The sequence below is a fragment of the Arthrobacter sp. CAU 1506 genome (assembly GCF_005047635.1).
Taxonomy (GTDB): domain Bacteria; phylum Actinomycetota; class Actinomycetes; order Actinomycetales; family Micrococcaceae; genus Crystallibacter.
In genome coordinates this window covers 335,529-346,687 of sequence record NZ_SUKC01000002.1, presented here as the reverse complement: position 1 = coordinate 346,687, position 11,159 = coordinate 335,529, and the positions used below count along the sequence as shown (strand labels likewise).

General features: G+C 63.9%; 12 protein-coding genes. 9 read left to right on the top strand and 3 right to left on the bottom strand.

What is annotated here, in order from left to right; translation table 11 throughout:
• Positions 1–3 precede the first annotated feature (3 nt).
• The 5 genes from E4J89_RS04270 (at position 4) to E4J89_RS04250 (ending at position 5,254) form a co-directional block, all read left to right on the top strand.
• The gene (locus E4J89_RS04270; protein ID WP_136784847.1) at positions 4–1,179 is read left to right on the top strand and encodes a DUF6226 family protein; all 1,176 of its coding nucleotides are present in this window, start codon (positions 4–6) and stop codon (positions 1,177–1,179) included.
• 57 nt (positions 1,180–1,236) lie between these two features.
• Positions 1,237–2,889 (top strand): bifunctional ADP-dependent NAD(P)H-hydrate dehydratase/NAD(P)H-hydrate epimerase, encoded by a 1,653-nt coding sequence (locus E4J89_RS04265; protein WP_205754395.1) that lies wholly within the window; start codon positions 1,237–1,239, stop codon positions 2,887–2,889.
• A 339-nt stretch (positions 2,890–3,228) separates the two neighbouring features.
• Complete coding sequence (locus tag E4J89_RS04260) at positions 3,229–3,648, top strand: hypothetical protein (protein WP_136784846.1); 420 nt, start codon at positions 3,229–3,231, stop codon at positions 3,646–3,648.
• A gap of 106 nt (positions 3,649–3,754) precedes the next feature.
• Entirely contained in the window at positions 3,755–4,795 is a 1,041-nt protein-coding gene (gene mgrA / locus E4J89_RS04255; RefSeq protein WP_136784845.1) for an L-glyceraldehyde 3-phosphate reductase, read from the top strand.
• Positions 4,796–4,825: 30 nt separating this feature from the next.
• Complete coding sequence (locus E4J89_RS04250; protein WP_136784844.1) at positions 4,826–5,254, top strand: GNAT family N-acetyltransferase; 429 nt, start codon at positions 4,826–4,828, stop codon at positions 5,252–5,254.
• A 51-nt stretch (positions 5,255–5,305) separates the two neighbouring features.
• Here the strand turns inward: E4J89_RS04250 and E4J89_RS04245 are convergent, their stop codons facing one another.
• Positions 5,306–5,707: a PLD nuclease N-terminal domain-containing protein gene (locus E4J89_RS04245; RefSeq protein ID WP_136785015.1), complete on the bottom strand. Its 402-nt coding sequence runs from the start codon at positions 5,705–5,707 to the stop codon at positions 5,306–5,308.
• A gap of 427 nt (positions 5,708–6,134) precedes the next feature.
• Between E4J89_RS04245 and E4J89_RS04240 the strand changes: the two genes are divergently transcribed.
• From E4J89_RS04240 to E4J89_RS04230, 3 genes are all read left to right on the top strand, one after another.
• Positions 6,135–6,551, top strand: coding sequence for a hypothetical protein (locus tag E4J89_RS04240; protein ID WP_136784843.1), 417 nt, complete (start codon positions 6,135–6,137; stop codon positions 6,549–6,551).
• 88 nt (positions 6,552–6,639) lie between these two features.
• A complete protein-coding gene (locus tag E4J89_RS04235; protein ID WP_136784842.1) occupies positions 6,640–7,809 on the top strand; it encodes an AI-2E family transporter in 1,170 nt (389 codons plus the stop codon).
• A gap of 39 nt (positions 7,810–7,848) precedes the next feature.
• Positions 7,849–8,514: a GAP family protein gene (locus E4J89_RS04230; protein WP_346763369.1), complete on the top strand. Its 666-nt coding sequence runs from the start codon at positions 7,849–7,851 to the stop codon at positions 8,512–8,514.
• A 14-nt stretch (positions 8,515–8,528) separates the two neighbouring features.
• Here the strand turns inward: E4J89_RS04230 and E4J89_RS04225 are convergent, their stop codons facing one another.
• Both E4J89_RS04225 and E4J89_RS04220 read right to left on the bottom strand, forming a co-directional pair.
• A complete protein-coding gene (locus tag E4J89_RS04225) occupies positions 8,529–9,374 on the bottom strand; it encodes a class II glutamine amidotransferase (protein WP_136784840.1) in 846 nt (281 codons plus the stop codon).
• 27 nt (positions 9,375–9,401) lie between these two features.
• The gene (locus E4J89_RS04220; RefSeq protein ID WP_136784839.1) at positions 9,402–9,788 is read right to left on the bottom strand and encodes an SHOCT domain-containing protein; all 387 of its coding nucleotides are present in this window, start codon (positions 9,786–9,788) and stop codon (positions 9,402–9,404) included.
• Positions 9,789–10,314: 526 nt separating this feature from the next.
• On the opposite strand from E4J89_RS04220, the gene ppk2 reads away from it, so the two are divergent.
• On the top strand, positions 10,315–11,127 hold the full coding sequence (gene ppk2 / locus E4J89_RS04215) for a polyphosphate kinase 2 (RefSeq protein WP_136784838.1): 813 nt from the start codon (positions 10,315–10,317) through the stop codon (positions 11,125–11,127).
• Positions 11,128–11,159 lie beyond the last annotated feature (32 nt).

Here is an 11,159-nt window from a genome sequence, read left to right as displayed (position 1 = left end):
TTCATGGCTGCCGCAGAGGACTTGTTCGAAGGACCCGCGACCGGGCCGCCGCTCCCTGTGTACTCCGGACGCGCGCTGTACCGGTCGGAGACTGACGAGTCCGAGATCCGGCACGTCGGCGGCTATGCACCGTTCGTCGGGTTTTGTGCCCGGCTTGGGGAAGATGCTGCGGGTCTGGCGGCCGACCCAGTGCGGCTGCTGGAATTCCTGCGGGCCAACGCCGCCGCCCTGCTCGCCGATCCGGACGTGGCGAACGCCGCGGAAGTGTTCACCGGCAACACCGTCGTGGCGCAGCGCCCGGACGCCCAATGGCGCAGCATGGAAGGCGGGGTCACCGAGGCCGGGGACCACGAGATGAGCCTGATTGTCCAGGGCTTGGTCGAGCGGCTGCATTCCGCCAGCGTGGAACAGTTCGCGGAGTCGCTGGCGACCGTCCGCGAGTGGGTTGAATCGGACCCGGAGCCGCTGCCACGGTTCGAGGAGCACGACGGCAACTTGCCGCAACCGGTTCCGTTGCCCGCCGGCTGGAAACCCTACGTTCGGCCGGATATTTCGGTGGAGGTTTACCGCGATGCGGACGGGACGCCGCTTCCCTACGGCACCAGGTGGGGAGACGAAGCTGCAGCGTCCGAGTCCTATGGCGTCACCAGCAACACCGGGCGTTTTAGCGGCCTCCATGCCGTGGCCGACAGTCTGATCGACTTCCTGGTCTCCACCTACGCGGCCAGCACCAGGGACGTCACGGCCGAAACAGAGGCCCGGATGCGCGGGCAGGTCAGTGTGCTCCGGGCCGTCCGGGTGGACCCAGCCAGCCCGGATGCCGCGCCGTTGGTCTTTACGTATACCGATTTCCCCGGCGTGTTGCTGCACAGCGGGCTGCTGCACAGCACACCGTTTCCGTCCTGTGGCTGCGATGCCTGCGACGAGATCCTGGACTCCGAGGCGGCCGGGCTGGAGCAGCAAGTGCTCTCTGTGGCTGCTGGCGGCTTCGCGGAGCGGTATCCGTTGGGGAAGCACCGGCGAGCCGAATACCAACTGGTACGGGTGGACGGCTCGGGCTGGGAAGGTGGCGGCGGTGAACCCTCCCACGACTACACCGAGGATCAACTCTTGCGGGCGGAACGGACACTGGAGTTGTTGCCCAACGGCTGGCAGCCCTGGCCGCTCCGGCAGCAGTAACCGCACCATCCGCCTCACCGCTCGTTGCCCCGCTGGCTGCTTGACCGAAAGGACCGCATGATCGAGGCCTGGACCCCGGACCAGATCCGCGCCGCCGAACGCCCGCTGCTCGACGACGGACAGGGCCCGGAACTCATGGCCCGCGCGGCAGCCGGACTGGCCTCCGGCATCATCGGCGAACTCAAACGCGTGGCCGGCCGGGTCTACGGGACCCGCCTGGTGGTACTGGCCGGAAGCGGCAACAACGGCGGGGACGCCCTCTTCGCAGCGGCGGCGGTGGCACAACGTGGTGCCATGACGACGGCGGTGCTCACCTCCGCGCGCGTGCACCCGGAGGCGCTGGCTGCTTTCGAACGGAGCAGCGGCCGGGTAATCCGGCTGGATTCGGCGGCTGCAGCCGGTGCACCAGTACCGGCGGACACGCTTCGGGCCGCGACAGAGGTCTGTGCCGCCGCGGATGCCATCGTCGACGGGATTGTGGGCACCGGCGCCGCCGGGGGACTGCGCGGTCCGGCGCGGGAGCTGGTGCAGGCGCTGCTGGATTCCCACGAAGGCCTCCGCCGCCGGCCCCTGGTGGTGGCGTGCGACCTGCCCAGTGGTGTCAACGCCGAGACCGGCCAAGTGAACGGGCCGGTGCTGCCCGCAGACCTCACGGTCACCTTCGGCGGGGCCAAAGCCGGTCTTTTGCTGGACCCCGCGGCCGCGCTCGCCGGCAGGATCGAGACGGTGGATATTGGTATCGGACACTTGCTTCCGGAGCCAGGACTGCGGCGCCTCGACGCGCAGGACCTGGCCACGCTCTGGCCGGTGCCGCGGCGGACCGACCACAAGTACACCCGCGGAGTGCTGGGCATCGCCGCCGGATCCAGCTCCTATCCCGGCGCGGCCCTGCTCGCGACCAAGGCGGCGTCGGCCACCGGGGTCGGAATGATCAGGTATCTGGGGCCTTCGGAAGTGTGCCGGTTGATCAACCTGCAGACACCCGAGGCCGTTTGTTCGCAGGGAACGGTGGCAGACTCCCGGGTCCAGGCTTGGCTGGTGGGTCCTGGAACCGACGGGGACCAGGATCAGCGCGAGCGGGCTCGGGACGCCATCGCTTCCGGGCTGCCGGTGGTCGCCGACGCCGGCGCCTTCGACGTACTTCCGGCCGAGCTGGGACCGCACGTGGTCCTGACCCCGCACGCCGGCGAACTGGTGCGCATCCTGGAAGCTCAGGGCGTCGCCACCGACCGACAACATATTGAGGCCACACCCGCCGAATTCGCAGCCCTGACCGCCGGCCTCACCGGTGCCACCGTGCTGCTCAAGGGGGCGGTAACGGTGATCGCCGCACCGGACGGCGTCCTGTTCTGCCAGCACGACGGGCCCGACTGGCTGGCCACCGCAGGATCCGGCGACACGCTCGCCGGGATCCTTGGAGCCCTCGCAGCGACCGTCCGCACGGAGCAACTGGAGGCGGCCGGAATCGCGGAGCCGGAGCATTGGGCGGTGGTTGCCGCCATGGCTGCCTGCCTTCACGGACTGGCCGGGACGGAGGCAGCGGGACGGGACAATATCAAATCCGCAGCGGACCCGGGCCCCGCGGAGGCGAGCCGCGGGTGGTGTGCACCGCCGTCGTCATTCGAGCGGGGCCGCCCGCTGGCTGCATCCGATATCAGCGCCGCCGTACCTGCCGTGGTGGGCCGGATCATCGCCGATCGGAACCGCTAGCCGCACGATGGCAGGGCGGCAGAGGTAGGGGCTGCGCCGGGCCGGAGGGGGGGTGACGGAAAAGTGCCTTGACAGGCTATCCGCCGCTACCTGTTTCCACTACTCTGAATGCACGTGTTAACCGCACCAAAGGGGCACGGCGCGGAGCATAGGAGGCAGGATCCTCCGAGGGACGGCAACCTCAGGATGACAACGATGGGCCGGGGCAGCCCCGTGGGTTTATCCGGCGCCAGTGAGCGGCAGCGGCGACAGGAAAGCCGGGGGCCCGCCGAGCCGCTTCTCGATGACAGGCGGACGCGCCTTCCGCGTCCGGGCTCACCGGAAATCACGGAAGCACTAATGATGAGAAGCTCAGCAAAATGGCGCGCGCGGTTGTTGATCGCCGGCGTCTTCCTGGGACTGCTCGCCAGCATGGGCGTGGCAGCTCCAGCCGGTGCCAGCAGCGTCGCCGCGACGTCTTCGCAATCCCAGGCTGACAGGGGAGACAGAGGCGATGCCAATCTGTCGTTGCGCATTTTCCATAATGGCGACTACCGGGTGCGGGGCGCGGACTACGATGCACGCCGTGTCCACGTCTGGGTTGTCAACGTTTCCCGAGACCGCGTCGTGCACGAGTCCTACGCCCGGACCCATCATGGCCACTTCACGGTCCGTGACGACGGCTTGCGCTGCGACCGCACCTACAAGGCGGTGACCTTCAGCCGTAAAGACGGCTGGGTGTCGAGCAACAAGGTCCGTTTCCACTGCGACCGCGACTAGCGACTCGCCCCTAACCTAAGGACCCGATGACGGGGAGGACGGGAAATCCGCCCTCCCCGTCGTTTTGCGGTCCGCACCAGTAGGTGCGCGATGGCATGATGAGGGGATGGCGTTTGAAGCTGCACAGAACCGTTACCAGAACATGCCCTACCGCCGGGTGGGACGAAGCGGCCTGCAATTGCCCGCAGTCTCGTTGGGGCTCTGGCACAATTTCGGCGACGACAAGCCTCTGGAGGTCCAGCGCGCCATCCTGCGCCGGGCCTTCGACTTGGGTGTGACGCACTTCGACCTGGCCAACAACTACGGTCCGCCCGAGGGCAGCGCCGAGACGAATTTCGGCCGGCACATGCGCGAGGATTTCCTGCCGTACCGCGACGAACTGGTGATTTCCACCAAAGCGGGCTACCTGATGTGGCCGGGACCCTACGGCGAATGGGGTTCGCGTAAGTACCTGCTGTCCAGCCTCGACGCCTCGCTGAAGCGGATGGGCCTGGACTACGTGGACATTTTCTACAGCCACCGGCCGGACCCCAACACGCCGCTGGAAGAGACGATGGGTGCGCTGGACCAGGCGGTCCGTTCCGGCAAGGCCTTGTATGCCGGCATCTCCTCCTATACGGCCGAACAGACTCGGGATGCGGCCCGCATCATGCGCGGTCTCGGCACCCCGCTGCTGATCCACCAACCGTCCTACTCCCTGCTGAACCGCTGGGTGGAAGAGGGCAGCCCGAGCCTGCTGGAAGTGCTCGACGAAGAGGGCATGGGGTGCATCGCGTTCTCGCCGCTGGCCCAAGGCATGCTCACCGACCGCTATCTGAACGGCGTTCCGGAGGACTCCCGCGCGGCACAGAACAAGTCATTGTTCCCGCAGATGCTCTCCGAAGAAAACCTGGACCGCGTCCGTGGGCTGAACCGGCTGGCGGCGGACCGCGGCCAGTCGCTCGCGCAGATGGCCATCGCCTGGACGTTGCGCGAGCAGTCGAAGGGCGCCCCGGTGACCTCGGCGCTGATCGGAGCGTCCAGCGTCGCGCAGTTGGAGGACAGCCTCGCCGCCGTAGCCACCCTCGAATTCACAGACGAGGAAACTGACGCCATCAACAAGTTCGCGGTGGACTCCGACATCAACATCTGGAAGCCGAAGAGCTAGCCCGTGGACCGCCCCGCCGCAATCGACCACATGTCCCCGGACGTTAGGCTTGTCGACGCGGCGGAGTTGGACCTCCAGCAGGTGCTCGCGCTATATGGTGCCGTTGGCTGGACCATCTATACGTCGTCGCCGGAGACCGTGTCGACTGCCCTATCCGGTTCTGCCGCCATTGCAGTAGCCCGCGCCGGTACCGAGCTTGTTGGGCTCGCTCGGGTGATATCCGACGGGGCGTCGATCTGCTATCTGCAGGACGTGCTCGTCCATCCGGACTTCCAGCGCCGGGGGATCGGTCGACGTTTGGTGGAATCGGTACTGCAGCCGTTTTCCCACGTCCGGCAAAAGGTCCTGCTGACGGACGACGAGGCCGGCCAGAAGGCGTTCTATGAATCGCTTGGCTACAGGCACGTCACTGATAACGACGGCGGGGCCTTGCGCGCCTTCGCCCGGTTTGATGCCTGATACCGCGGCTGCTGAGGAGACGAGCCAGGAAACGCGTCTCAGCGTGCTTCGTTAGGGCACGCGGAGGCCATGGAGGGCATGTTTCTTGATCGCCGCGTATTCATCCGCTGTGATCGTCCCGGTGTCCAGCAGCGATTTGGCCTTCGCGATTTCGTCAGAGGGGCTGGTCCCCGCGACATCCCCAATGTACTTGTCCACGGCTTCCTGGGTGTGCAATGCACGTTCTTGGCTTCTCTCGGCCATCCCTCTTCCGCGGGCGATGATGTAGACGAGCACCGTCAGGAAGGGGAAGAAAATCAGAAAGACAATCCATACAGCCTTCCACCAGCCGTTGAGGGACCGATCCCGGAACAAATCGGCGACGACGGAAAACAGCGTGATGAGGTAGGCGATAAACGCAACGGTCCAGAAGAGGAACCAGAAGAAGTCCCAAAAGTTGTTCCAAATGTCCACGACGGTCCTTTCGGTTGCGCCCGCGGAGCCCAGGGCCCGGGATGCAATGTCCCGCCACGAATCCTGGGTTCTTGGCTTAAGGATCACTGTCCGTGGCATGGGGCACCTCATCCATTGCGGGTGAGGTAGCGACCGGTAGGTATCCGCCAGTTCGGCCAACGATGCGTGATTCTCTGCGGCTCTGAACGCTGGGTGTGGAATTGCGCTCCTCTTCGGCGTGAGTGCCGCCGTCGTGCTCCTGATCTGGGGGCACGCTGCTGCCCGGTTGGTCGCGTGACGGCGGAAGTTCCCGCGCCGTCTCTGATCCGGGGAACTTGAATTCATCCCGGTTGGGTGAAGCAGAGCGGCGGCGGACAAATCCAGACTTGATGTGTCTGACAGTGGCCGTCTGCCGCCCGGTACAACCGGTATCCAGAGAGGAACAACCATGTCGAAACAACATCCGCTTCTGACAGGAACTGCCGCCTTAGGGTTGGCCGTGGGAATGCTCGCGGGGTGCTCTGCCAGCCCCGAGGAAAATGTTGCGAAAGCATGCGGGGCCTCCGATGCCTTCGCCGCCGCCCTGCAGAACTTCCGAGAGACCCTGACGCCGGATGCCACCATCGAGGAGATCCGTTCGGCGCGGGAAGAGGTCAGTAATACCTACAACGATCTCAAGGGGGCGACCGCAAACGTGGCCAAAGACCGGACTGATGCACTGGCCACCGCCACGGATGAGCTCAGGTCTGCGGTGGACAACATTCCCGATGACGCCACCGTTCAGCAGGTGGTTACTTCCTTGAAGAACGATGCAGCCAACGTCGAGACCGCTCGCAAGGGAGTAACGGACGAGCTCAACTGCTAAGGGTCGATACCTCAGACCTGTCGCCTCCGTCCCCTTCTGACGACACAGCGGGACCCCTAGACTACGACGAGCGGAGAAGGAGGGGGCAATGCAACCTGAAGCATCCGGACCCGAACCATCCGAACCCGTCCAGCGCTCCGGCATTCCGCGCGCAACCACCATCCTGCTGGCTCTCGCCGGTGCAACCGTTGCGGCTTTCGGAATCGCCGCAATCCAGGGGATCTTCACCCCGGTCTTCCTGGCCTTAGTGATTACCGTCTGCGTGCATCCGATGAGGCGCTGGATGCAGCGGCACGGTGTCCCGCGGGGTATCGGTACCGGAACCACCATCGCCGCCAGTTTCGCCGTCCTGATCGGCCTTTCCGTGGTCTTGTTGGCCGCTCTCGCGCAGTTCTCAGCGCTGCTGCCGCAATATGCTCCCCAGCTGAACCAATTGGGCGAGTCCATCGCCCAATTGCTGGAGTCCGCGGGATTCGGGTCTGAACAGGCACAGACCGTGCAGCAGGCCCTTACGCCCGGCCGCATCATCGAGTTCGTCACAGGCTTGTTGGGGAACATCACGGGCATGATCGGCGTCCTGGTCATCATCCTGACGATGCTCATCTTGATGGCGGTTGACGGAGGCCGTATGGCCGCCCTGCTGACCCACCTGCAGCCCCACCGGCCGGCCATGGCCACTGCCTTCAGCGGTTTTGCCGTTGACCTGCGCCGCTACATGGTGGCAACTACCGTCCTGGGCGCCGCCCAAGGCCTGTTCAACTGGCTCGTCCTGTTTCTCCTGCAGGTCCCGGGTGCGATGGCCTGGGGGGTGTTGTCGTTCATTTGCAGCTTCATCCCCAACATCGGCTACTTCATCGCGATCATCCCGCCGCTGGTCTTCGGGGCATTGAGCGGAGGCTGGCCCGTTGTTGTCGCCGTCATCGTGATTTACGGCGTGATCAACAGTGTCATCCAATCGATCATTCAGCCCAAATATATTGGCAATGCGGTGTCGCTCAGCGAGACGCTGACCTTTGTCTCGGTACTGTTCTGGGCCGTCGTTCTTGGCCCAGTCGGTGCCATCCTCGCCGTTCCGCTAACCCTGCTGGTCCGCACGATCCTTCTCGACTCGGACCCATCCAAGGTCTGGCGTCGGGCCTTGACGGGGGACAAGAAGGACATCGAAGCAGCACTCAAGCTCGAAGACGACGCCATCCGCGCCCGCCGGCCGCGGAGGCGACCGGACCACCCGCACCGCGATGGCACGCAACAGAAATGATGTCCGGCCACACCGCCCTCCGAGCAGGGTGAGCCGCTAGTGCTGGCCGTCTTAGTCAGCCTTGTGCCAGTCGCCGTAGCCGGGGCGATGAGCACAGTGCCGGCCAGCATCACCATCGTTATCCTGCTGTCGTCGCATCCGCGACGGCGGGCCCTGGCCTTCCTGATTGGTACCATCACCGGGTCGGTCGTGATTGTCGGTCTGTCCTCGGTGGGGCTGGGGTTCCTGTCGAACATCCCGAGGTGGAACGAGGATGAGTTCCAGGCCGCACTGGGTTTGGTGATCGGAGCCTTTCTCATCGGCTATGCGGTGTACCTCTTTAGACGGAAAGGTACACGGGAGAGCGCCATGCTGGGCAAGATCACGGCCAAGTTTCAGTCCGCCCGCACGTGGGAATTCATTGGGCTCGGTCTGGGGCTGAACCTTCGTCCGAAGGCACTCGTGTTGGCGGTAACCGCCGGTGCGCTGATCAGCGTCCAAGAACCATCGGCCCTTGTGCGCACCCTGTTGGTTCTCGGCTATGCAGTTCTCGCCCAGTCGGCTGTCGTCGTGCCGATTCTCTACTGGGTACGATCCCCGGAACGAGCCGAAGGGCAACTGGCGGCCGTCTATGCCTGGCTGCAGCGCAACGGCCGGATCGTGACGGCAGCGACAATACTTGCCATCGGCGCCTTTATCATCGGTTACAGTCTTCTCCAGGTCTAGTTCGAAAGAACCGCTCAAGAGGTCGCTGCGGCTGCGTCTGTGGGCCTGAATGGATGGAACTCGACTTCACCGTCGTGCACGACCACGCTGGTGGCCTCCGGCACTTCCTGCCACGCTCCGAGCAGGTCGCCCAAGGGTTCAGACACTACCAACCGCGCATCGTCGGACAGCTGCTCAAGCATGACGTTGCCGGGATAGTGCGCCCGGAGCGTCGTGACGTCCGTGCTGTGAAAGAGGGTCCGTGAGCGGCCTTCGCTGGAGTAGCGGAAGGCCCAGGTGGAGTCGCCGTTGGTCGTGGCCACTGTCATCTGCAGCGGGTAGTCGATGCCGTGGCTCCTGCCGACTCCTTCGATGTGCCCGACCGCGGCAGCGACTGCTGCGAGCGGATCCTGCTCCAAGCCAAAGGTGAGAGCAAGCATGAAGAACACCTCGGAGTCCGTTGATCCTTGGATCAGGGGGAAGAGGTCGGGGCGGACAGCCATGGCCAGGTCCCGCTTGATGGCCGGGAAGTCCCGGATGAGGCCATTGTGCATCCACAGCCAGCGTTCGTGGCGAAACGGATGGCAGTTTGTCTGCTGGACCGCCGAGCCAGTGGAGGCGCGGATATGCGCGAAAACCCGGCCGGCGGATGCATGGGATGCGAGCTCCCAGAGATTGCTGTCGTTCCACGCGGGTTCGGTGCTTCGGAAGATACCCGGTGTGGGCAGAACACCATACCAGCCGACGCCGAAGCCATCGCCATTGGTGGTTTCGGCCCCCAACCGTGAGTGCTTACTCTGCACAACGATTGAATTGGCCGGTTTGAACAATAGTTCGTCCAAGGGCACAGGCGATCCCGAATACGCCAGCCAGCGGCACATGGCTACCTCCTCTGGGCCTAAGCCGTTTTACGCAAGGACACGGGTCTTAATTTTTGCGTAGTCGCTTTCCGTGATGGTTCCGGAGTCCAGAAGCGCTTTAGCCCTCGCAATTTCCTCGGTGGGGCTGGATCCGGCGACATCACGGATGTACGACTCGGTGTACTCCTGATTGAGGCGTGCACGTTCGGCTGAACGTTCAGTCATGCCGGAGCCGCGGGCAATGAGGTAGATCAAGGCCGTCAAGAACGGAACGAAGATCAAGAAAATCATCCACACTGCCTTCAGCCACCCGTTGAGTGCATGGTCGCGGAAGATGTCGCTGATGATCCAGAACACGGCGATCAAGTAGGTGGTGAAGGCGAACACCCAAATAAACCACCAGATGACGCTCCAGAAGTTCTCCCAGAAATCCATTGGAAATCCTGTTCATTATGTTGGTCCATGACTGGATATTGTGGCCCGGAGGTGCTTTAGCTCCTCTCTCAGCCGGACCAGTCGGAAGCCGACGCGCCTCCGATAACTAGAAGTCAGTATCTTCCGGCTTCCAAATCGGGCACCTCATCCGGCAAGGGTGAGATTCTCCGGCTGGTTCAGCGGCTTTTCGCTGCTCTTGGGGCGCGGGTAGAACGTCTCTGTGCCGGCCGGAAAGGTTGGAAAACCCCAAGGTGGATGCTAGGCAGACCACTGGAACATCCCGGCAGGCTGCCCGCTGGCTTGGGGCGTTGGCTGCGAATCGTTCTCGGCGGCTCGACTTGCGGCTAGACTTCGTCCAAGCGGCTAGCCGCCGCTGTACAGGTTGAATCTTGCGAGAAGTTACGCCGCGGGCTTAGGGGTAGCCCGTTGCTTGGAGCCCCAAGCGGGTCACCGGGAACCTGCAGGGAGTGCTCAGGGACAGCGCCCGGGTGATGGTGTCGGATGACCCGGCGAAGGACTGGCGGCCATGGGTAAGAGCAAGAAGCAGAACCGTGCCGAAGATAAACCCACGATGAAGCGGCGGGAGTTCGACAAGCTCGTCAAGCCCCTGCATGGAGAATTGGTGGCCATGCAGGAGTGGGTCAAGTCTTCAGGGGCCAAAATCGTCATCGTCTTTGAAGGCCGGGACACGGCGGGCAAGGGCGGCGTGATCAAGGAGCTTACCAGCCGCGTCAGCCCCCGTGTTTTCCGGGTCGTGGCTTTGCCAACGCCCACCCCGCGTGAGAAGTCGCAGATGTATGTGCAACGGTATGTTTCGCATCTGCCTGCAGCGGGAGAGGTCGTCATCTTCGACAGAAGCTGGTACAACCGGGCCGGGGTGGAACGGGTGATGGGTTTCTGCAGCGACGAAGAAGCGAAGAAGTTCCTCCTGACGGCCCCAACCTTCGAGCGCGCCATGGTGGATTCGGGCATCACTTTGCTGAAGTACTGGCTCGAGGTTGATGCCGAAGAGCAGACCTTGAGGCTGCAGAGCCGGATCGATGACCCGCGCAAGTACTGGAAGCTCTCGGACTTGGATTTGAAGTCCTACAGCCGGTGGTATGACTATTCACGTGCCCGGGATGAGATGTTCCGTCAGACGGACACTGCGTGGGCCCCCTGGTTCGTGGCTCACACCAATGACAAGAAACGCGGGCGGCTCAACGTCATCAGCCACATCCTTGACCAGATCCCCTATGAGCCGCTTAAACAACCGGACGTCACGCTTCCCAAGCGGCAAAAACCGGGCGACTACGAAGAACCGGCGTATCTGCCGCGTGAGATCCCGGAGCCTTACTGATTGTCGCCCTCTGGTAGTCCCCTGCACCGGCA